Source organism: Rhodococcus sp. PvR044 (assembly GCF_040548995.1).
In the GTDB taxonomy this organism is placed as follows: Bacteria; Actinomycetota; Actinomycetes; order Mycobacteriales; family Mycobacteriaceae; genus Rhodococcus_G; species Rhodococcus_G oryzae.
Genome location: NZ_JBEPSX010000004.1, coordinates 248,170 through 269,315, shown reverse-complemented (window position 1 = coordinate 269,315; position 21,146 = coordinate 248,170). Strand labels below are relative to the sequence as shown.

At 69.1% G+C, this 21,146-nt stretch carries 21 protein-coding genes and 1 pseudogene; 10 read left to right on the top strand and 12 right to left on the bottom strand.

Features of this window, described 5'->3' with window-relative positions; genetic code table 11:
• Positions 1-12: 12 nt before the first annotated feature.
• A complete protein-coding gene (locus tag ABIC28_RS12180) occupies positions 13-303 on the top strand; it encodes a 4a-hydroxytetrahydrobiopterin dehydratase (RefSeq protein ID WP_097212630.1) in 291 nt (96 codons plus the stop codon).
• On the opposite strand, the gene ABIC28_RS12175 is transcribed toward ABIC28_RS12180, so the two are convergent.
• A complete protein-coding gene (locus ABIC28_RS12175; RefSeq protein ID WP_097212629.1) occupies positions 245-1,507 on the bottom strand; it encodes a mannosyltransferase in 1,263 nt (420 codons plus the stop codon). The two genes, ABIC28_RS12180 and ABIC28_RS12175, sit on opposite strands and share 59 nt — an antisense overlap.
• Positions 1,508-1,868: 361 nt before the next feature.
• Here ABIC28_RS12175 and ABIC28_RS12170 point away from each other — a divergent pair, with 361 nt between their 5' ends.
• The 3 genes from ABIC28_RS12170 (at position 1,869) to ABIC28_RS12160 (ending at position 3,620) form a co-directional block, all read left to right on the top strand.
• A complete protein-coding gene (locus tag ABIC28_RS12170; RefSeq protein ID WP_097212566.1) occupies positions 1,869-2,627 on the top strand; it encodes an Rv1157c family protein in 759 nt (252 codons plus the stop codon).
• A gap of 81 nt (positions 2,628-2,708) precedes the next feature.
• Positions 2,709-3,044: a hypothetical protein gene (locus ABIC28_RS12165; protein WP_097212567.1), complete on the top strand. Its 336-nt coding sequence runs from the start codon at positions 2,709-2,711 to the stop codon at positions 3,042-3,044.
• Between the two features lie 48 nt (positions 3,045-3,092).
• The gene (locus ABIC28_RS12160) at positions 3,093-3,620 is read left to right on the top strand and encodes a nuclear transport factor 2 family protein (protein WP_420030242.1); all 528 of its coding nucleotides are present in this window, start codon (positions 3,093-3,095) and stop codon (positions 3,618-3,620) included.
• A 172-nt stretch (positions 3,621-3,792) separates the two neighbouring features.
• Here ABIC28_RS12160 and ABIC28_RS12155 read toward each other — a convergent pair whose 3' ends face one another.
• The gene (locus ABIC28_RS12155; RefSeq protein ID WP_354579042.1) at positions 3,793-5,034 is read right to left on the bottom strand and encodes an MFS transporter; all 1,242 of its coding nucleotides are present in this window, start codon (positions 5,032-5,034) and stop codon (positions 3,793-3,795) included.
• Positions 5,035-5,116: 82 nt separating this feature from the next.
• Between ABIC28_RS12155 and ABIC28_RS12150 the strand changes: the two genes are divergently transcribed.
• Complete coding sequence (locus tag ABIC28_RS12150; protein ID WP_143548482.1) at positions 5,117-5,602, top strand: hypothetical protein; 486 nt, start codon at positions 5,117-5,119, stop codon at positions 5,600-5,602.
• Between the two features lie 49 nt (positions 5,603-5,651).
• Here ABIC28_RS12150 and ABIC28_RS12145 read toward each other — a convergent pair whose 3' ends face one another.
• Positions 5,652-6,377: a DUF1906 domain-containing protein gene (locus tag ABIC28_RS12145; RefSeq protein ID WP_097212571.1), complete on the bottom strand. Its 726-nt coding sequence runs from the start codon at positions 6,375-6,377 to the stop codon at positions 5,652-5,654.
• A 244-nt stretch (positions 6,378-6,621) separates the two neighbouring features.
• Between ABIC28_RS12145 and ABIC28_RS12140 the strand changes: the two genes are divergently transcribed.
• The 3 genes from ABIC28_RS12140 to ABIC28_RS12130 all read left to right on the top strand — a co-directional run bounded on the left by ABIC28_RS12140 (position 6,622) and on the right by ABIC28_RS12130 (position 8,577).
• The gene (locus ABIC28_RS12140) at positions 6,622-6,864 is read left to right on the top strand and encodes a maltose regulon activator MalT (protein ID WP_269589396.1); all 243 of its coding nucleotides are present in this window, start codon (positions 6,622-6,624) and stop codon (positions 6,862-6,864) included.
• Positions 6,865-7,013: 149 nt separating this feature from the next.
• Entirely contained in the window at positions 7,014-7,385 is a 372-nt protein-coding gene (locus ABIC28_RS12135; RefSeq protein WP_269589397.1) for a PLD nuclease N-terminal domain-containing protein, read from the top strand.
• Positions 7,386-7,440: 55 nt separating this feature from the next.
• Positions 7,441-8,577 (top strand): NADH:flavin oxidoreductase, encoded by a 1,137-nt coding sequence (locus ABIC28_RS12130; protein ID WP_354579039.1) that lies wholly within the window; start codon positions 7,441-7,443, stop codon positions 8,575-8,577.
• 77 nt (positions 8,578-8,654) lie between these two features.
• Here ABIC28_RS12130 and ABIC28_RS12125 read toward each other — a convergent pair whose 3' ends face one another.
• The 4 genes and pseudogenes from ABIC28_RS12125 to ABIC28_RS12110 all read right to left on the bottom strand — a co-directional run bounded on the left by ABIC28_RS12125 (position 8,655) and on the right by ABIC28_RS12110 (position 12,453).
• The gene (locus tag ABIC28_RS12125) at positions 8,655-9,602 is read right to left on the bottom strand and encodes a putative antibiotic biosynthesis monooxygenase (RefSeq protein ID WP_097212574.1); all 948 of its coding nucleotides are present in this window, start codon (positions 9,600-9,602) and stop codon (positions 8,655-8,657) included.
• The gene (locus ABIC28_RS12120) at positions 9,599-10,216 is read right to left on the bottom strand and encodes a CBS domain-containing protein (protein ID WP_354579205.1); all 618 of its coding nucleotides are present in this window, start codon (positions 10,214-10,216) and stop codon (positions 9,599-9,601) included. The genes ABIC28_RS12125 and ABIC28_RS12120 overlap by 4 nt, the downstream gene beginning before the upstream one ends.
• A gap of 51 nt (positions 10,217-10,267) precedes the next feature.
• Positions 10,268-11,671, bottom strand: a pseudogene (locus tag ABIC28_RS12115) (chloride channel protein); the annotation flags it as partial.
• Between the two features lie 65 nt (positions 11,672-11,736).
• Positions 11,737-12,453: a CPBP family intramembrane glutamic endopeptidase gene (locus tag ABIC28_RS12110; protein WP_269589399.1), complete on the bottom strand. Its 717-nt coding sequence runs from the start codon at positions 12,451-12,453 to the stop codon at positions 11,737-11,739.
• Positions 12,454-12,572: 119 nt separating this feature from the next.
• Between ABIC28_RS12110 and ABIC28_RS12105 the strand changes: the two genes are divergently transcribed.
• Both ABIC28_RS12105 and ABIC28_RS12100 read left to right on the top strand, forming a co-directional pair.
• Complete coding sequence (locus ABIC28_RS12105; protein ID WP_354579203.1) at positions 12,573-14,270, top strand: fumarate hydratase; 1,698 nt, start codon at positions 12,573-12,575, stop codon at positions 14,268-14,270.
• Positions 14,271-14,435: 165 nt separating this feature from the next.
• Complete coding sequence (locus tag ABIC28_RS12100; protein WP_354579036.1) at positions 14,436-15,056, top strand: hypothetical protein; 621 nt, start codon at positions 14,436-14,438, stop codon at positions 15,054-15,056.
• Between the two features lie 16 nt (positions 15,057-15,072).
• On the opposite strand, the gene ABIC28_RS12095 is transcribed toward ABIC28_RS12100, so the two are convergent.
• From ABIC28_RS12095 to ABIC28_RS12075, 5 genes are all read right to left on the bottom strand, one after another.
• Positions 15,073-16,428, bottom strand: a complete 1,356-nt coding sequence (locus tag ABIC28_RS12095) for an MFS transporter (RefSeq protein WP_097212577.1) — start codon at positions 16,426-16,428, stop codon at positions 15,073-15,075.
• A gap of 34 nt (positions 16,429-16,462) precedes the next feature.
• A complete protein-coding gene (locus ABIC28_RS12090; RefSeq protein WP_097212578.1) occupies positions 16,463-16,813 on the bottom strand; it encodes a hypothetical protein in 351 nt (116 codons plus the stop codon).
• Positions 16,814-16,899: 86 nt separating this feature from the next.
• The gene (htpG, locus tag ABIC28_RS12085) at positions 16,900-18,828 is read right to left on the bottom strand and encodes a molecular chaperone HtpG (protein ID WP_097212634.1); all 1,929 of its coding nucleotides are present in this window, start codon (positions 18,826-18,828) and stop codon (positions 16,900-16,902) included.
• A 308-nt stretch (positions 18,829-19,136) separates the two neighbouring features.
• The gene (locus ABIC28_RS12080; protein WP_097212579.1) at positions 19,137-20,537 is read right to left on the bottom strand and encodes a WS/DGAT domain-containing protein; all 1,401 of its coding nucleotides are present in this window, start codon (positions 20,535-20,537) and stop codon (positions 19,137-19,139) included.
• A 68-nt stretch (positions 20,538-20,605) separates the two neighbouring features.
• Positions 20,606-21,082, bottom strand: coding sequence for an SRPBCC family protein (locus tag ABIC28_RS12075; protein ID WP_354579033.1), 477 nt, complete (start codon positions 21,080-21,082; stop codon positions 20,606-20,608).
• Between the last annotated feature and the right edge of the window lie 64 nt (positions 21,083-21,146).

Sequence of the window (21,146 nt, the reverse complement as noted above, 5' to 3'; positions counted from 1 at the left end):
ACCATCATTGTCATGGCCGAGTTGCTGTCGGACGCCGAGGTCGAAGCCGCGCTGGGATCGCTCCCCGATTGGCAGCGGGCGGGCGCCTCGATCACCCGAACACTGAAGTGCCCGACCTTTCCAGCCGCCATCGCGCTGGTCGATCGGGTCGCGGCGGCCGCCGAGAGCCGCGATCACCACCCGGACATCGACATCCGCTGGCGCACGCTCACCTTCACCTGCGCCACCCACTCCATGGGCGGGATCACCGATCTGGACGTGGGCCTTGCGCGGGAGATCGATCGTCTGGCTGCCGAGGGCTGAGCCGTCCGGCGTAGATCACCCAGGCGTAGAACGCGACGGCGCCCACGACGTTCACGGCGCCCAGCCAGGCCAGCACGGCTGGCCTCGAGATCAGCCAGATCGAGTCCTGGAAGAAGGACAGCACCCACGGCACCCCGATGATGGTCGACGCCAGCCAGCAGCCGGCCAGGATCTTCGACCCCAGCCGCTCCGCCAGCGGTCCGTGTACGAGCCAGATCAGCATCGGGATCAGCCACACCCAGTGGTGCGACCACGAGATCGGCGAGATCAACAGCCCGAAGAGCTGCACCACGACGAGGGTGCCGAGCCTGTCGTCGGCCCCGAGCGCCCGCCAGGCGAAGAAGGCGAGCAGTGCCGCGACCGCCACCGCCACCAGCCACGGCCAGCCGCTCTCGACGTCATGGCCGAGTACTCGGCTCAACGCACCGCGCGCCGACTGGTTCCACACCGACCCGACCGGGCCGATGCGGGATGCATCGCCGAGCAGGTGTTCGAAGTACTCGCGCGCCGACGGGCCGATCGTGAGGTAGCTGACCGCCACCGTCAGCCCGAACGCCACCGCGGAGAAGACGGCGGCCTTCCATCGCCTTCGCGCCACGAAATACAGGCCGGTGATCGCGGGCGTGAGCTTGATGCCCGCAATGAAGCCGACCAGCCCGCCCGCGATCCACCACCGGGTGCTGCGGACGGCGACCATGGCGCCGAGCACCAGGAACACGTTGACCTGCCCGTAATCGAGCGTGGTACGAACCGGCTCGGTCCAGATCCCGACGGCGGTCCAGGTCAGCGCGACCGCGGTCCAGCGGGGTTCCCTCGCCGCCGCGCCGTAGATCAGTTCCAGGCTGATCCGGATCACGAGGAACAGCGCCGCGATGGTGAGCAGCGTCCAGCACACCCCCACCACCGGGAAGGGCAGATAGTGCAGTGGGAAGAACACCAGCGCCGCGAACGGCGGGTATGTGAACGGGAGCGGAAAGTCCGGGGTCAGCTCGGCGTAGGTGAAGTCGTAGAGGTTGTCGCTGAGCAGCGCGGCCGAGCCGTCCACATATACGTGCAGATCGACCAGGTTCATGCCGTTCGGGCTCAGGAACACCCATGCCATCCGCACCGCGACGGAGACCGCCAGCAGCAGCGGGGCGAAGCGAAGGATCGACGCCGACCGGCTATCGGTGCGAGCATCCCGAGTCTGGGGTGCGGGTGGCATCTCGGACACGTCTCGCGTTCTCCCGTGTGGTGTGGGCCGACGGGTGGAACCCGAAGCGTTCGACAGCGAGCCTAACGGCAGCCGCGGCGGCCGCTGAACCTCCCCGAAAATTGTGGATAACAGTTGCATCAACAATCTCAATTTTCACTCTAGTCACACGATATGGTCACCGGGCAAGCATCATCCGGCCAGCATTGCCATAGACTCCCGACCCAGAGTCACTCTCGGGTGACAAAGAAATAACAGGGTTGTCTCGGCAAGCGCTGTACAACCGCCTGATGGCCTGCATAGAGTGGCCCCTCGTTACCGCTGGGGGCCTGCAGGCCAACCGACGCTTGAAGAAAATAAGGATGGGACGACTGTGCTTCGTACGCGAGGACCGCGCAGAACGATCACCGCGCTAGCGATAGCCGCGGCCGCTGCCTTGGCTGCTCCGACCAACGCTGTGGCGCAGCCCGCGCCCGTGCTCCCCGAGGGCCTCAACATCGAGGCTCTGGCCTCGCTGGCACCGGCCATCATCGGTGCCGCGGCAGGCCCGTCCGACATCGCAGGCGGACCGCAGGCAGACCTGCTCGCCCAGGCGCGCACGCTGCTCGAGTCCTCCAACCTGCCCGAGTCGACGAAGGCGACCCTCTCCAAGGTCATCACCTTCCTCGACGGCAGTGGCGGCGGCGGACCGGAGCTCCCGCCGGAGAGCGGCCCCGTGATCGCCCAGTTCCTCTACCCGACCCTCGGCAAGGGCTGCATCTCGGCCACCGCCGACTCGGTGGGTACCGCGCTGGCCGTCCCCGGCCCCGCGCACCTGCCCCCTCCGGGACCGAAGGCCGGCCAGGCCGGGTTCGTCTTCACCGCGCTGGGCACCAAGAAGCCCGCCGACGTGCAGCCGGTCCCGCTCACCGTCAGCTGGGTCAACATCGACAACCAGAAGTCGGCGACCCAGAACCTGACGTCCGAGTCGAAGATCAACCCGGACGGACCGGCCACCCTGTCCGCCATCGCCGACACCGGTCGCGGCCGCGTTCTCGCGGTGATCTCCGGCTCCCTCACCACCCAGGCCGAGGGCGCCGCACCGATCACCTGCAGCTTCCTGCCGACCGTCGGAATGGTTGTCGTTCCGTAAGTCACCAGCCATCCCAGAAGGGCCCTTTCGCATCGCGAAGGGGCCCTTCTGCTTTGTCCGGCCCTGTGGTAAACCTCAGCGATGGCCTCCGTACCGCACTCGGTGAAGTCCGTGCACTCGCGACGCTCGATCCTGTCCATCCGATCCGAGGGCTCCATCCTCTCGATCGGCTCGGCCTACTCGATTCTCTCGATCGGCAGCGTCGGCTCGATCCTCTCGATAGGCTCCATCGGCTCGGCCGGTTCCGCCCTGTCCACCGGCTCGTTCGGCAGCCTGGGTTCGGCGCTGTCCGGACTGTCGAAGTGGTCGGTGCTGTCCTGGCGTGCCGACGCCACCAGCCCGAGCGACCGCCCGCTGCACGTGCTGGCGGAAGAGCCCGGACTCGCGGTGTCGCCGATGTCGCACACCCAGACCTGAGCTGCATCAACCAGAAACAGACAGCCGCACAACACGATTCGACGGAGGATGCACGTGACCGAGGCGGACAAGACCGATAACCGGACGTGGACGAGGGCTGAACTGGAGTCGGCCTTCGAGGGCTACCAGCGCACGGTTGAGAAGGCCACCGCGACGGGCGACTGGAACCTCTTCGCCGACATGTTCACCGAGGACGCCACCTACATCGAGCACGCCTACGGGAACTTCAGTGGCCGGGAACAGATCCGGGAGTGGGTGGTGCGGACGATGACGAGCTTCCCCGGCAGCCACATGACGGAGTTCCCCGCGGCCTGGCACACGATCGACGAGGAGCGCGGCTGGGTGATCTGCGAGATCCGCAATCCGATGCGTGATCCCGGCGACGGCACGCTCCACGAGGCCTCGAACCTGACGATCCTGCACTACGCGGGCGACGGGCTGTGGTCCTGCGAGGAAGACGTCTACAACCCGATGAAGTTCCTGAAGATGGCCAAGAAATGGTGCCGCGCCGCGGAGTCGTCCGGAGGACTTCCGGACGAGGCCCGCCAGTGGCTCTCCGCGGTGGGCGGCGCCTAGGGCGCGTCGCGCACTAGGGGTTCTGCGGTTCCTGAGGGGCCACGGATCCGCTCGACACGCGGTCGTAGATGTTCGCCGCGAGGGCGTACACGATGTTGATGAGTTGTTCCACGTCTGTCCTCTCTCGAATGGTTCCGCTGACGCTACCGGCAGCGGGCCCGACCTGCGATGCTCACACGCGGTCGTGTCGGCCGGCCCGCGCGGCCGCGACCCATAGCTTGGCCACGTACCCCGCCAATCCGATCGCCATGCCCACCACCGCGACGGCGGTGAACCCGGCCGCCGGTCCGGCACGGTCGACCATCGCACCGGCAAGGGGCGAACCGACCGCGCCGCCGAGAGTGAACGAGGTCCCCTGCCAACCCATAGCCTCGCCCCTCCGGTCCTCCGGAACCAGGTCCGCGATCGCCTCGCCCGTCGCCGCCATCACCGGCGCGCAGAACAGCCCGGCCGGGATGGCGAGGGCCGCCAGTGTGAAGGTCGAGGTGGCGAAGGCCATCGGGAGCGTGAACAGGCCGAGTAGGAACAGCAGCAGCGCCGGGCTCACGGGGCGATGCATCGCGCCATAGATCAGCCCGCCCACGATCGACGACGCGCACCAGAAGAAGAACACGACACCGAGGGACTGCACCTCCCCGCTCGCCCGCAGCGCGGCCAGGATGCCGACGTCCGTGCCCGCCAGGATCAAGGTGGCTCCCGCCGAGGCGGCGAACACGCCGACGGCGGCGGCGGTGAGCCAGCCGGGGCGCGTCGCGGCGCTGAGAGTGGCGGCCGTCGCGTCGTCAACCGCGGGTGCGACCGCCGCCTCGGCTCCTGCCGCGACGGCGGGGGTCTCACTGCGGGTCGGCGGGTTGAACCACATCAGGAACAGACCGGCCACCACGACGGACACGCCTATCGCGATGAGGGTGTACCGGGTGCTGAAGTGAGTGCCGAGGAATACCCCTGTCGCCGGGCCGACGATGAACACCAGCTCGGTGCCGATCGAGTCGAGGGCGTACGCGGTCCGCCGATCCGCCTCGCCGACCAGCACGCTGATGCTCTGGCGGACCACCGTGAAGATCGGCAGTGCGAAGGCCCCGCAGACGAAGGCGACCGGGATCAGTGCCTCGTAGGGCACGAAGGCGGCGATCGGCCACAGCACGCCCTCGGCGATCACGGAGGGCAGCAGGGTTCTTCGCAGCCCGATCCGGTCGATCAGCCTGCCGCGCCAGGGCGAGCCGACCGCGATGCCGATGGTCAGCGCCGCCGCCGCGAGTCCCGCGGCCGCGTATCCCCTGCCGAGGGTCTGCACGACGTGCAGGGTGAGGATCAGCCCGGCCGCGGAGTGCGGCAGCCGCGCGATCATCCCGACCAGGATCAGCCTGCGCACCGGCCGACGTGCCAGCAGTGCGGCGTAGCGACCGATACCCATGCGAGAAGTCTGTCATCGAGTCGTGATCGGACTGCGCTCGTCTTGCGCCGAATCCCCCGCCGTCGCGGCTAGGCTCGACCGCATGAGAAAAGCAGCTGCAGTGCTCGCCGCCTCCACCGCCGCCCTCGCGCTCGCCCTCACCGGCTGTAGTTCCGACGAAGCCACCGACAACACCCAGACCGCCAAGGACAAGGCATCGGCCGCGATGTCGTCCGCCGCAGGCGCCGCGGGAAGCGCCATGACCTCCGCCGCCAACGCCGCTGAGGGCGCCATGTCCTCGGCGAACGCCGCGGCCAGCACCGCCGTCTCGAAGGCCAAGGGCGCCCTCGACAGCGCGAAGGTCGCGACCTTCACCGCCGCGTTCAAGGTCGCCAATCCCGATCTAGCAGCGGGCCGCGACGACGACGCCATCGAAGACATCCTGGCGCAAACCTGCGCCGACATCGACGCAGGCCAGTCCGAGCAGGAGATCGTCGCCGGCCTCGAGACCAGGGCCGAGAACAACGGCGTCAAGGCCACCCCGGACCAGGCACAGCAGATCTACAACATCGCCAAGCCGGCCTGCTGACCGCCCCAGCACTCCGCCGCGCCCCGCATCGCAGGGGCGCGGCGTTCGGTCAGGCCAGCGACCACTGGCCGTAGTCGGCCTTGAGGATCGCGTTGAGGTCGATGCCGACACCGTCGACGGCTCGCTTGTCGATCTCGTACTGGTGCAGATGCGCCTCGGGATGCACGAAACCCGACGGCGTGCCCCAGTTGTGCTGCCAGTAGAACGCGCCCAGGCCCTCGGCCACCAGCAGGTCGAGGGTCGGGGAGTTCGCGTAGACGCCCGTGTTCTCGTGCCCGACAACCGATTCCCAACCCTGGATGTACGGGGCGATCAGCTCGGTGAAGTCGTCCTCGCTCGGGTTGTCGTCGATGGACGCGTAGATCGGCCGGTTCTCCGGACCGCCCGCGGCCAGGTGCAGCTCGAGACCGCGCTCGGCATGCTCCACGCCCGCATCGAACCCGCCGCGCCAGTCCGCGGTGTCCGCCTTGCCGAACTGGTAGCAGGAGACGACCTCCAGCCCGGACTCGGCGAGTGCTGTCGCCTCCGCCTCCAGCATCGGCTTGCCCTCCATCCACTCCGCCCCTGGCCGACGGTCCGAGACGTAACGGATGGCCCCGACGTGTCCGGCGGCGAGGATGGCCTCCGCGGACGGAACCCCGCCCGCGTAGTCGATCAGGGTGCCGAGGTTCGGAGAGGCCTGCGCGAGCAGGGAATTGGATCCGAGCGCCGTGACGCCAAGAGCGGCGGATCCGGCGGCCACGTACTTGAAGAGTTCTCGACGGGAAACCTGCACGACGCCCTCACATCACTGATTGCTGTCGTCACCGGCACGCCCCGACTGCCGACGAGGGGCCACGGTGACCTGGGTGGTTCGGCCATTCCATCACAATCACTCTGGTGTCGCCAGTCACATTAGTATCTCTAGCAACACCTGTTGCGGCGTCGCCGCAGCGTATCGGCCCTTCGACGCCGAATCGGGACGCCCGCCCGGTGCCGATCGGCGGTAACGTCTGACCTGTCCGCACAACTTCTCCCGGATGGGACTCGAGGTCATGGGCAATCAGACGTGGTGGGTCATCGCGCCCGAGAGTGGATTCGCGTTCGAGCAGCGCGCCAACGGCGACATGGTGGTGGTCGACGAATCCGCGGCCGAGGAACACGTCCTGCACGGCTATGAGTGGATGCACGTCAAACACCCCGATGCCACCGAGCAGCGAATCAAGGTCCACGGTGAGGGCCCGCCGCCCTTCGGTAAGTGGATCGTCCTCGACGAGGAATGACCGGGATCACAATCTGAGCAAAGCTCACGAATCGGCGCCCTCAACACATATTCTCCCCGCGGGGGTCATCCCGGCACCGTAGCCATGCGCGCGCGGCCGGGTGACGCGGCGCAACAGGGCGCCGTGCTGGACTGGGGAGGATATTTTTCATGCCGTACGCGGCTTTCGGACTCGTCATGATGGCGCTGTGGATCTTCTGCATCGTCGACGTGCTCACCTGCGAGGACCACGAGGTACGCCACCTTCCCCGGATCGGCTGGATCCTGATCGTGCTGTTGATCCCGACGGTCGGCTCCCTGCTGTGGCTGATCCTCGGCCGCCCGCAGGGCGCGCGACCGCAGCGCGGGCGACCGCACCCGTCCGCCTACAGCGAGTACGACCGCCCCGGCAGGCAGCTCCCGCAGAATCCCGACGACGACGAGGCCTTCCTGCGGCAGTGCCGAGAGCGTGCCGAGGAACAGCGCCGGATCGGCAAGCAGCAGCGGATCGAACGCGAGAGCCGTGAGCGCGACCTCGACTAGCGGGGCGTCTACCACCCCTGGAATAAGTTGCGCCTGCACGTAGTTACCCAGGGTCATGACCGAATCACACGTCCCCCTGCCCGTCGACGGACTCTTCGAACCGTTCGCGGTCAAGTCCCTGAACCTGAAGAACCGTTTCGCGATGGCTCCGATGACCCGGGGCTTCTCGCCGGACGGGATCCCGGGCGCGGACGTGGCGGAGTACTACCGTCGCCGCGCCGCGGGTGGGGTCGGCCTCATCATCACCGAGGGGACCTACATCCCTGACCCGGCCGCGGGCCCGCACACCCGGGTACCCCACCTCTACGGCACCGAGAGCCTGGCCGGCTGGCGCGGCGTCGTCGACGCCGTGCACACGGAGGGCGGCGCGATCATCCCGCAGCTCTGGCACCTCGGGGTCGAGCGCGGGGAGTCCCCCCGCCTCAACCCGGAGGCGACCACCGTCAGCCCGTCCGGCCTCGCGCTCGACGGTTCCCCGAGCGGTCGGGCGCTGACGACCGGCGACCTCGACGAACTCCGCGAGGCCTGGGTCGCGGCCGCGGTCAACGCGAAGGACGTCGGATTCGACGGCATCGAGCTGCACGGTGCGCACGGCTACCTGCTCGACGAGTTCCTCTGGGCGGGCACCAACCGGCGCTCGGACGGTTACGGGGGCTCGCTGCAGTCGCGGACCCGGTTCCCCTCCGAGGTGGTGGCGGCCATCCGCGCGGCGGTCGGCGAGGAGTTCGCGATCGTCTACCGCTTCTCCCAGTGGAAGTCGAACCACTACGACGCGCGGATCGCGCAGTCGCCCGCGGAGCTCGAGCAGGTTCTCGACCCGCTGGTCGCCGCCGGTGTCGACGTGCTGCACGCGTCCACCCGCAGGCACTGGGAACCCGCGTTCGCCGAACTCGAAGGCTCGGACGGGAAGCGCGGCCTGGCCGGGTGGACGAAGAAGCTGTCCGGGCTGCCGACCATCACGGTCGGCTCGGTCGGACTCGACAAGGTGTTCACCACGGCGTTCTCCCCCGACGGCGCCTCGAATACCGTCGGCATCGACCGCGTGCTCCAGCAGTACGAGAATCAGGAGTTCGACCTCGTCGCCGTCGGACGGGCGCTGCTCGCCGACCCGGAGTGGGTCAACAAGCTGCAGGAAGGACGCATCGACGAGCACGTGCCGTACGCCAACGAGCACCGCGAGGTGCTGCGCTGAGCTAGGAAGCCACGAACGGGCGGTTTCCCGCTCCGTCACTCGACGGAAGTCCGGGAAACCGCCCGTTCGTCGGACGCTCAGTCCATGTAGTCCCAGAACTGCAGCCAGTGCACCGTTGCGAACGTGGTCAGCGTCGCCGTGTAGACCACCGCGACCGCGACCGCGCCGATCAGCCCCACGCGCGGCCCCGCGCCGTCCACGGGATCGAGCCAGCGCCGGAACCACCGGGTGACCGCGGGCATCAGCAGCCAGGTCATCAACCCGACGCTGACGATCTGGCTGAGCCACATCGACAGCCAGGGCGGCAGGCCCCACTCGTTCAGCACCGGCCCAAGGAATCGCGAGAGCGTCATCACGGTCGGGTACAGCACGAGCAGGATCAGCATCGCCGTGCGCCACTGCGGCGTGATCCGCGTCGTGCCGTCCTGCACCCGCAGGATCGACCCGAACGGCGTGCTCCGCGCGACCACCGAGAAGTCCTCCGACAACTGCGATCGGAGCTCCGGGAGCGCCTCCGTGCGCTCCTTCGAGCGCATCCAGGCCGCCAGCTGGCGGTCGGTGCGGAACCGGAGCACCGACATCCAGGTGCCCGCACCCACCGGCCGCAGCACCGTGGTGCCCTCGAACCCCGAGAAGGTGGCGATCAACGCGGACAGTCGCACCTGCGTCGCCTCGAAGGCCCCTTCGCGCCCCGGCGACACCGGGTGTTCGAAGACCGCGGTTCCTGGCGGCAGACAACCCTCGAGCAGGATCAGATCCGAGCTCGCGCGCCGGAATCCCAAGCTCTCCCCCGCCGCGATCAGCCCCGCCCGGCCGGCCGAGTCCAGCCAGCGGTGCAGGTGCTCCTCGGAATCGAATGTCACCGACACCGCCCAGTCCAGTTCGGGCGCCTCGTACGCGGCCACCCTGGCATCGACGAAGCCGTCCGCGTCCCGCGCGGCGACGCCCATGCCGTCGGCCCACCCGGCGAAACCGCCGGCGTCGGGCGTCCGGTGGAACACCGTGACGGCGGTCGCGGCGCTCATCGGTCGCCTCCCGCGGAGTCGCCCTCGACCAGTCGGCGGACCGACGCGCTCTGTTCGGGCGGAACCAGGACGGTGACGAGATCGCCTGCGCGCAGTCGGGTCGCGGCGGTGCCGGGGACCACCGCGTCGCCGCGCCGCACCGAGACCACCAGCGACCCCGCGGGAAGGGCCCTGTCCGCCAGCCGTTTTCCCAGGACGGGCGAGTCTTCGGCCGCGCGCACGTCCAGCACCTCGACATGCGTCCCGACCCGCTCCACCCGCCGCTGCTCGGCCAGGACCTCCATCCGATAGCCGTGGACGACGTCCGGCACCCCGACGATGCCGCACACCCGCCTCTGCCCGTCGAGCACGGTCAGCCGCCGGGCCTCGTCCGGCATCGCCTCCAGCGCCTCGTCGAGGTTCGCGGTGACGTCGACCGTCGGCGCCCCCGCATCGGCGCGCCGCGCGAGGATCGCATCCGGCGCCGCGGCCGCGAGTCCCGACGGCGAGACCGCGCCGATGAAACGCCCCTCGCCGTCGACGACGGGCGCCCCCGGCACTCCCGCCTCCCTCAATCGCGCCAGCGCGTCGGCGACGTCGGTGCCGCCGTCGAGGACCAGCCGCGGGGGCGACATCGCCTCACCGACGCCGACCCGGCCCAGCAGCGGCATCCCCGCCGTCAACCGCGCCGCGCGGGCGTCCTCGCGGGTGCCCAGCTGGGCCCGGTAGATCGTCTCACCGGAGTGACGCACGATGAGGTAGGCCAGCCCGACCGCGACCATCGCGGGCGTGAGAATGGTGAGGCTGCCGGTCATCTCGGCGACCATCAGCATCACCGCAATCGGCGCGCGGGCGATGCTGCCGAAGCAGGCCATCATCCCGACGATGACGAACGGCGCGGGCGAATCCGGGACCGCGGGCGCGATCGGTTCGAGGAGCCGCCACACCGCCGCGCCGATGAAGGCGCCGATCACCATGCCGGGCCCGAAGATGCCCCCCGATCCTCCGGTGCCGATCGAGAGCGAGGTGGCCAGGATCTTCGCGAACGGCAGCACCAGCACCACCCATAGCGGGATCGCCAGCAGACCCGTCCGGTCCAGCGGCTGCTGCACCCAGCCGTATCCGCTGCCGAGCACCTCGGGCAACGCAAGGGCCGTCAGGCCGACCAGGAGTCCGCCGATCGCCGGCTTGAGGATCCGGCTGCAGCGCACCCGGTCCGATATCGCGACGGTGCCGTAGAACGTCCTGCTGTAGAGCAGGCCGACGAGCCCCCCGAGCACGCCGATGGCCGCGAACCACACCAGCTGCAGGGGATCGTCGAACCGGTAGTCGGACGCCGCGTAGCCGAACAGCGGCGCGAAGCCCAGCAGGGACCCGTAGACGGTGTAGCCGACGATCGAGGTGACCAGCCCCGGGATCACCGCGTCGAACTCGAAGTCGTCCCGGTAGGCGATCGACCCGGCGAGCAGGGCGCCGCCGAGCGGGGCCCCGAAGGTCGCGCCGATGCCGGATCCGATGCCGACCGCGACCGCGACCCGGCCGTCCTTCGGCGACAGGTCGAGGGTGCGCGCGAGCAGGGAGCCGAACCCGGCGGAGATCTGGGCGGTCGGGCCCTCGCGGCCACCGGACCCGCCCGAGCCGATCATGATCGCCGAGGCGACGAGCTTCACCAGCACCGCTCTCATGCGGATCATCCGCGGGTTCCGGTGGATCGCCTCGATGGCCGCGTCGGTCCCGTGTCCCTGCGCCTCGGGGGCGAAGGTGAACACGATGACCCCGGAGGCCAGCCCACCCAGGCAGACGACGATCGGGATGGCCCACGGGCGGGGCGAGTCGCCGCTGCCCGTGCCGCCGCCGTCCCCCGCGGCCTCCGGCGGCGTGTAGCCGCCGAGCATTCCGAGCAGCAGGTGGGTGGCCTCGGAGAGCACGAGAGAAAAGACCACGGCACCGAGCCCCGCGATGATGCCGATGGCGGTGCCGAGCACCAGCCATTTCTTCAGGTAACTCGCGTGCTTCACCCAGCGACCCGCGGTGGTCCCGGCCGAGCGCAGCCCTGTCGCCGCGAGAAGCCGGCGATCGCCGGCCGTCATACTCGGCAAGCGTAGTCAGCGTCGACGCGCGCCGACGGCTGTTTGACCTGGGTGTCGGCCCGAGGTCAGGCCACGGACATCTGCCACACCACGGCGGCGGCGAGCGCGCCTGCCCCGTTCAACGACCAGTGCAGCGCGATCGGTGCGATGAGGCTGCCGCTGCGGCTGCGCAGCCAGGTGAAGACGAATCCCGCCGCGGCGGTGGCGAGCACCGCGCCCGCGATCCCGAGCACCTGCCCCCACACCCCACCGCCGAGGATCCCGGTGAGCCCACGGTTCCCGCTCGTCAGCCCGAGCGAGGACGCGATGTGCCACAGGCCGAACAGCAGCGACCCCGCGGCGAACACCCCGCGCGCACCCCAGGCGCGATCCAGGGTGCCGTGCAGCACCCCCCGGAACGCCAGTTCCTCCGGGATCACGGTCTGCAACGGGATGACGATCATCGACGCGATCAGGGCGCCCGAGATGGTGGCGTAGCGATCGGCCATGAAGAACGGCCGGGTGATCGGGAGCAGTGCCCCGATCGCGACGACCGCGACGACCACCCCGACCGCGGCGAGCGCGTAGAGCGACCCCGTGCGCCAGTGCCGCCGCGACAGTCCCAGCTCAGACCAGCCCAGACCCCGGCGGCGAGTCATGGCGACCAGCACGATCGCGGCGATCGGCACGGTGGCGATGCTCGCCCAGGCGTTGGTGAAGTGCGCGATCAGATTGGTTCCCACCAGGACCAGCACCACGACGGCGACGTCGAGGTAAGCGTGGAGCCTGGGGTGGGTGTGCATCTCGTCAAGTGTACGGACCGCCCGCGCGGGCGACGGGCTCGTTCCCGCCCCCGGATCGGGGCGCGGGAGCAGCGCCGCTAGCCTGAACGTGCTTCCACGCCCCGTGTACAGGAGAGATGATGGCCGACTTCCTCTATGAGGACCTGCTGCCGATCGGTGACGACAACACCGAGTACCGGCTGCTGACCACCGAGGGGGTGTCCACCGCCCTGGGACCGGACGGGCGCACCTTCCTGAACGTCGAGCCCGAGGCGCTGCGGCTGCTCACCGAGACCGCATTGCACGACATCTCGCACTACCTGCGCACCGATCACCTGACGCAGCTCGCGAGCATCCTCGACGACCCGGAGGCCTCGAACAACGACAAGTTCGTTGCGCTCGACCTGCTCAAGAACGCGAACATCGCCGCGGCGGGCGTGCTGCCGATGTGCCAGGACACCGGCACCGCCATCGTCATGGGCAAGCGCGGCCAGCAGGTCCTCACGCCCGGGGACGACGAGCAGGCCATCTCGCGGGGCGTGTACGACGCCTTCACCAAGCTGAACCTGCGGTACTCGCAGATGGCCCCGGTGACCATGTGGGAGGAGAAGAACACCGGCAGCAACCTGCCCGCGCAGGTCGAGCTGTACGCGGACACGGCCAAGGGGCACGAGAACTCGTACAAGTTCCTGTTCATGGCCAAGGGCGGCGGCAGCGCCAACAAGTCCTACCTGTTCCAGGAGACGAAGGCGATCCTGAACCCGGACTCGATGATGCAGTTCCTCGAGGCCAAGATCCGCTCGATCGGTACCGCGGCCTGCCCGCCGTACCACCTCGCGATCGTCGTCGGCGGCACGTCCGCCGAGTTCGCCCTCAAGACGGCCAAGTACGCGTCCGCGCACTACCTCGACGAGCTGCCCTCCGAGGGCGCGATCACCGGCCGCGGTTTCCGTGACCACGAGCTCGAGAAGAAGGTCTTCGAGCTCACCCAGAAGATCGGCATCGGCGCGCAGTTCGGCGGCAAGTACTTCTGCCACGACGTCCGCGTCGTCCGGCTCCCCCGCCACGGTGCGTCGCTGCCCGTCGCGATCGCCGTCTCCTGCTCGGCGGACCGCCAGGCGAAGGCGAAGATCACCCCCGAGGGCATCTTCCTCGAGCAGCTCGAGTTCAACCCGGGCCGGTTCCTGCCCGAGGTCACCGACACCCAGCTCGACGCCGAGACCGACGGCATCTCGGGCACCGGCAAGGGCGCCGCGGTCAAGATCGACCTCACCAAGCCGATGCCCGAGATCCTCGCGGAGCTGTCCAAGCACCCGGTCAAGACCCGGCTGTCGCTGACCGGTCCACTGGTCGTCGCGCGCGACATCGCGCACGCGAAGATCAAGGAACGTCTCGACGCGGGCGAGGAGATGCCGCAGTACCTCAAGGACCACCCGGTGTACTACGCCGGTCCGGCCAAGACCCCCGAGGGTCTCGCGTCCGGCTCGTTCGGCCCCACCACGGCCGGCCGGATGGACTCGTACGTCGAGCAGTTCCAGGCGGCGGGCGGCTCGATGGTGATGCTGGCCAAGGGCAACCGGTCCAAGCAGGTCACCGACGCCTGCGACGCGCACGGCGGCTTCTACCTCGGTTCCATCGGCGGCCCCGCGGCGCGGCTGGCGCTCGACTGCATCAAGAAGGTCGAGGTCATCGAGTACGAGGAGCTCGGCATGGAGGCGGTCTGGAAGATCGACGTCGAGGACTTCCCTGCCTTCATCGTGGTCGACGACAAGGGCAACGACTTCTTCGCACACACCGGTGAGGTCACCCTGACGGTGGGCAAGCGTCCCGGCCTGTGAGCTGAGACGACACGACCCGAGGCCCGGCGGAGCACACGCTCCCCCGGGCCTTTGTCGTTGCGATCCCCCATTGCCATGCGCACCCGGTGGGAGGAGGGTGAGGCATGGAGGGGGGTTGACCGGTGGCGCCCGCCGGGTGCTGCCTCGAGAACAAGGAGGTGGATCGTGTTTGCACGCTCAACCACTATCCAGGCCCACCCGTCGTTCATCGACGCGGGAATCAAACATATTCGCGACACGGTGATGCCTGCACTCGCCGAACTCGAGGGCTGCGCGGGACTGTCCCTGCTGGTCGACCACGACAGCGGACGCTGCATCGCCACCAGCTCCTGGATGGACGAGGAGTCGCTGCGCAGGAGCGAGGGGCCCGTCCTGCAGCTTCGCGACGAGGCCGCAAAGGCCTTCAACGGCACCACCACGGTCGAACGCTGGGACATCGCGATCCTGCACCGCGACCACCATTCGAGCCACGGCGCGTGTGTGCGGGCGGTGTGGCTCAAGCTCGAGCCGGGCCGGATGGACCACGCCATCGACGTCTACAAGATGGTGTCCATGCCAGCGATGGAGGACCTCGAGGGGTTCTGCAGCGCCAGCCTGCTCGTCGACCACGCGGCGGGACGTGCGGTGTCCTCGGTGACCTTCGACAGCCACGAGGCGATGGACAACAATCGCGAGCTGGCCCAGGAGATCCGAGCAGCAGCGGTCCGCGAGATGGGCAGCGAGATCCTCGAGGTGTGCGAATTCGAACTGGCGATCGCCCACCTGCACGTGCCGGAGATGGCCTGAGAGGAGGCCGGGTTCGTCAGCGCTCGGCCAGCGCCTGACCCTTGAGTTCGGGCAGCGCGAGGGTCGCGGCCGCGGCGAACCCGAAGGACACCGCGAACACCCCGAACACCAGTCCGTTGCCGCCGCCGGTCAGTAGCCACGGCACGATCAGCGGCGCGATGATGGACGCGATCCGTCCGAACGCAGCCGCCGCGCCGGTGCCGGCTCCGCGCACCGTCGTGGGGTAGAGCTCCGGACCGATCGCGTACAGCGCGCCCCACGCGCCGAGATTGAAGAACGACAACGCCATACCCGCCGCGACGATCTGCGTCGGTGAGTCCGCCAACCCGAACAAGCCCGCCGCGATCGCGGATCCGAGGAGGAAGGTCGCCAGGGTCCCGCGGCGACCCCACGCCTCGATCAGCCAGGCCGCCATCGCATACCCGGGCAGCTGGGCGAGCGTGATGACCAGCGTGTACTGAAAGGACTTCACCAGGTCGAAGCCCTGCGCGAGCAGCAGGCTCGGCAGCCAGATGAAGGCGCCGTAGTAGGACAGGTTGATGCAGAACCAGATCGCCCACAGTGCGCCCGTCCGCCTGCGCAGCCGCGGCGACCAGATCGACTCGACGACGGTGTCGTCGGCGGGCGGATCCGGTCGCCCCGGCCGGGGCTCGGTCGCGGTGTCGGGCGCGGTCCCCTGCGCCCGGCGGATCGGCGGCGACTCTTCGAAGGACCGCACGGCCGCCTCGGCCTCGGCATACCTGCCGCGGCCCTCGAGGAAGCGCACCGATTCGGGCAGGCCCAACCGAACCACCACCGCGTAGGCGGTCGGCACGATGCCGACCGCAAGCGCCCAGCGCCAGCCGTCGTCGGAGAGCGGGATCAGGAAGTAGCCGATCAGGGCGGCCAGGATCCAGCCCACCGCCCAGAACGCCTCGAGCGCAACCACCATGCGGCCCCGCTGCTTTCGCGGCGCGTACTCGCTGACCAGGGTCGACGCGACCGGCAGCTCGGCGCCCAGCCCGAGCCCGACCACGAAGCGGAGCGCGATGAGCACCGCCAGCGAGCCCGCGAGCGCGGTGGCACCGGTGGCGAGCCCGTAGACGAGCAGGGTCGCCGCGAAGACCTGCCTGCGGCCGATCCGGTCCGCGAGCAGCCCACCGACGCTGGCCCCGATGGCCATCCCGACGAAGCCGATCGAACCGACCCAGGACAGCTGTGTCTTGCTCAGGTCCCAATGCACGGCCAACGCGGCCATCACAAACGAGATGAGGCCGACGTCCATCGCGTCGAGCGCCCAGCCGACACCGGAACCGACCAGCAACCTGCCGTGCCGACGGGTGAACGGGAGCTCGTCGAGTCGCTCTGTGCGGGTTCTGGTTTCGGGTCTCACCGAGATGGCCTACCTGGGGCCGCGCTTGCCCCGGCTACGTCCAGAGCGCGGCGATCAGAGCGGTGATGATCGCGAGCACCCCGGCCGCGTGCGCCAGGTTCGGGTTCGCCTCGCCCCGCTTCTGCTTGGCGCGACCGATCTCGGCGAGCGCGACGATCACGAGCGAGAGCACCAGCTTGGTCGCGATCTTGGCGGTGATGTACTCCTTGTCCAGCGCACCCTCGCCGATCCCGACGATGATCAGTCCGGTCAGGAACTGGACCCGGGCGCCCCACACCATGACCTCGGATACCCGCGGCTCCGCCAGCACGGCGAAGTAGCCACCGACGATGGCGGCCATACCGAGCAGGTGGATGGCGACGAAGACGTTGTATACGACAGACATACCCGCACTGTATCCGCAGGAACGCAGGAGCGCCGCGCCGATTCGCTATCCCACGAGATCGGCGCGGCGCGTCGGCGCCCGCGGGTCTAGACCGTTCGGGCCAGTCGGTCGGCGAGCATGCCGGTGAACCGCGCGGGGTCGTCGAGCTCGCCGCCCTCGGCTAGCAGCGCCATCCCGTAGAGCAATTCGGCGGTCTCCGCCAGCGCCGGATCGTCGGCGCGGTCGGCCTGGGCCGTCCGCAGCGCCGCCACGAGCGGATGCTCCGGGTTGAGCTCGAGGATCCGCTTGGTGGGCGGGAGCACCTGCCCCGAGGCGCGGTACATCTTCTCCAGGGTCGGCGACATGCTGAACGCGTCACCGACGATGCAGGCCGGGGAGGTGGTCAACCGGGTGGACAGCCGCACCTGCTTGACCTGCTCGTTGAGTGCCTCTGCCATCCAGGTGAGCAGGCCCTCGAAGTCCTTCTCCTTTTCCTCGCGCTCGGACTCGTTGGCCTTCTTGTCTTCCTCGGTGTCGAGGTCGACCTCGCCCTTGGCGATGGACTGGAAGACCTTGCCCTCGTATTCGGGCACCGCGCCGACCCACATCTCGTCCACGGGATCGGTCAGCAGCAGCACCTCGAGGCCGCGGGCGCGGAACGCCTCCATGTGCGGCGAGCTCTCGAGCAGCTGCCGCGTCTCGCCCGTCGCGTAGTAGATCTGCTCCTGCCCGTCCTTCATGCGCGCCAGGTAGTCGTCCAGGGTGGTCGGCTCGTCCTCGCTGTGGGTGGACGCGAACGACGAGATGCCCAGCAGCGCATCGCGATTGTCCGTGTCGGACAGCAGGCCCTCCTTGAGCACGCGACCGAACTGGGTCCACAGGGTGCGGTAGTCCTCGGGGCGTTCGGTCTGGATGTCCTTGATGGTGGACAGCACCTTCTTGGTGAGCCTGCGCCGGATGGCCCGGATCTGGCGGTCCTGCTGCAAGATCTCTCGTGAGACGTTGAGCGAGAGGTCCTGTGCGTCCACCACGCCCTTGACGAAGCGCAGGTACTCGGGGATCAGCTGGTCGCAGTCGTCCATGATGAACACGCGCTTGACGTAGAGCTGCACACCGGTCTTGGCGTCGCGCTGGAAGAGGTCGAACGGCGCGTGGGTGGGGATGAACAGCAGCGCCTGGTACTCGAAGGTGCCCTCCGCCTTCATCGCGATGGTCTCGAGCGGCTCGTCCCATGCGTGCGCGATGTGCCGGTAGAACTCCTGGTACTCCTCGTCGGAGACCTCGTCCTTCGAACGCGCCCACAGCGCCTTCATCGAGTTGATCGTCTCGGACTCGACGGTCACCGTCGCCTCCGCGCCGTCCTCGCCGGGCACGCTGCGCGCGACGTCCATCCGGATCGGCCACGCGATGAAGTCGGAGTAGCGCTTGACCAGTTCCTTGATCTTGTACTCGGACGTGTAGTCGTGCAGGTGATCCTCGGCGTCCTCGGGCTTGAGGTGCAGGGTCACGGAGCTGCCCTGCGGCGCGTCGTCGACCGTCTCGATCGTGTACGTGCCCTCGCCGCTCGACTCCCAGCGAGTCGCCTGGCTCTCGCCCGCGCGGCGGGTCAGCAAGGTGACCTTGTCGGCCACCATGAAGGTCGAGTAGAAGCCGATGCCGAACTGCCCGATCAGCTCCTCACTCGCCGCCGCGTCTTTGGCCTCACGCAGCTTGCGACGCAGATCCGCGGTGCCGGAGCGGGCCAGCGTGCCGATCAGGTCCACGACCTCCTCGCGGGACATGCCGATGCCGTTGTCGCGGACGGTCAGCGTGCGCGCCTGCTTGTCCACCTCTATCTCGATGTGCAGATCCGAGGTGTCCACGTCGAGGTCCTTGTCGCGGAACGCCTCGAGGCGAAGCTTGTCCAGCGCATCCGAGGCGTTGGAGACCAGCTCGCGGAGGAAGGAGTCCTTGTTCGAGTAGACCGAGTGGACCATCAGATCCAGCAGCTGACGGGTTTCCGCCTGGAACTCGAGCTGCTCGATGTGCGCGTTCAATCCGATTCCCTTCGACAGCCGAGGCCTCGACATCGGGGCCTCAGACACCAGATTCGTCGTCGGAATATTACGCCGACACCGAGGCGGCCCGTCCGGGCCTCGGGATAAGTCCGGACTGTCCCGGACATGCGTGAGGCCCGGTGGAGCGCACGCTCCACCGGGCCTCACGAGAGGTTGGGTGTGGCCCTTACGGTCCGACGGCCAGCAGGGTGGCCAGGTTCGCGGCCTCGGCCGGTCCGACGTAGGGAACCAGCGCATCATAAATGTAGGTCGACATCTGGGTACTCCTTCGATGACTCGTCGAGTCGTCACTGCTCTGCCGGAGCTTCCGACACCGAATGCAGGGTATCCGGGGACGGCGCGGCTCGCCACCCGATTGGCCCGAATGCGGCGCTGACCTCGTCTATCGCCTCGTGCAGCATGGTCTCGTAGGCGTCGAGGTCGGCCAGTACGGACGGACTGGTGCTGACGCCGATCGTGACGGTCTCACCGATGCCGTGTACTCCATGTGTCAGGCCCATGAACTGGGACAACGCCGGGAAGCCGGCAGTGAAACGCACCGGTCCGCCGCCGAGGGACAGATCGGCCGGACCCCGGTCGACGCTGGAGACCACGGTGTTGCCGGTGACGGTGTCGGGGATCGCGCCGAAATCGAACTGCTCGACGCCCCACCGCACCAGCGGCCCAGGAACCGAGCGCAGCGCGCGGTCCGCGGCCGCCGCGGCCGGGTGCTCGCCGCGGGTCCGGCGGGTTGCCAGCGACGCGGCGATCGCCGCGGCACGGTCCCGCAGATCGGCGACGCCGGGATGCAGATCGACCGCGACGTTGCGGAAGTGGTTTCGCGACCGCGCCTGCCCGGGTTTGGCGACCGTCACCTCCGCGGCGAGGTCTGCAGGCACCGCGCTCCCCTGCGCCCGCAGGTACCGGGTCAGCGCCAGCGAGATCGCGGTCATCGCCCCGACCGTGACGGTGACGCCGGGCCCGCGCAGGTCCGCGGCGTCGCGAACCACCATCCGCACCGACCGGCGCTCGTCCGGCCGGGCGTTGGTCGGACCCTTGGGGAGGCTCGGCGGCTGCGGCGGCAACACCCCCGTGGCGGTGTCGCGCTCGAGGTCGCGATGGGTCCGGTGGGCGGGCACCGCGGCGGCCAGGAGGGCGGCCAGCTGCGCCGGGAGTCGGGCGGCGGCCAGCGTGAGCGCCAAGGCCGGTCGCCACGGCGCGGGGCTCGGCGCCCGCCGCACCGCAGCGTCCTGCCCACCGAACAGGGCTCGGGCCAGCGTCGAGGCGCCTCGCCCGTCGGCCAGGGCGTGCGCGACCTGCAGCACCGCAACCACCGCGGGTGCGTCGCCGCACCGCGGCGCCCCGTGCGCGACCGCGAAAAGGTGCAGCCGCCATGGCGATTCGCGCGAGTCCAGGCGTTCGGTCAGCAGCCCCCCCACGGCCAGCAGGCAGTCCGGCCAGCTCTCGAGCGGCTCATGGGCCACCACGTGGTCGGGTCCGACGTCCATCGGGACCCAGTGCGGGTAGTCGGCGTGGAACGGGACCTCGCGAACCTTGAGCCGCAGGTCCGGGACGAGCGCGGCGCGCGCGAGGAGCGAGCCGCGCATCGCGGCCGTCGAGTCGGCCGGGTCCTCGAAGCAGTAGAGCAGGAACTGGTCGCTGTGGATCTTGGTAGAGATCCAGTACGTCTGCGCATCAGGGGGACTCATCCGCGGCACCGACGGAAGGTATCACCGACCGACCGCCGCCGATGCGCCCGCCGTGGCCGGCCCGGGAGCTATCCGGCCTCGGCGAGGGCCTTCAGCTTGGCCAGGCCCTTCTCGAAGTCCTTGCCCACCATCTTGTCCATGCTGAAGATGAACCCGAAGACCTTGAAGAACCAGGTCTTCTTGCCGGTCATCCGCCAGCGGACCGTTGTGCCGTCACCGCTGGGCTCCAGCAGGAAGGTGATGACGTTCTCGGCCTTGAACGGCTTGAGGAACGTCAGGTCCAGCACCACCTTCTGCCCGGGGACCGACTCGGTGATGGCCATCGACCCCGAACCGGCCTTGCGGTTGCCCGACCAGGTGTACGTGGCGCCGACCCCGCGGTCGGCCCCGCCGTAGGTGCGGGTCATGGTGGGGTCGAGCACCTCCCAGGGCGACCACTCGGGCCAGCGGCGGAAGTCCTCGATCAGGCCGTGCAGGGTGGTCGGGCTCGCGGCGACGTCGATGGAGCGTTCCACGAGGAAACTCTCCGTGCTCTCGGGTGCCATTGCGGTCTCCGTTTCCGTTGCGCCCGACGGCCGGGCTCTCGCCGAATTGTCCACCCAGGAACGG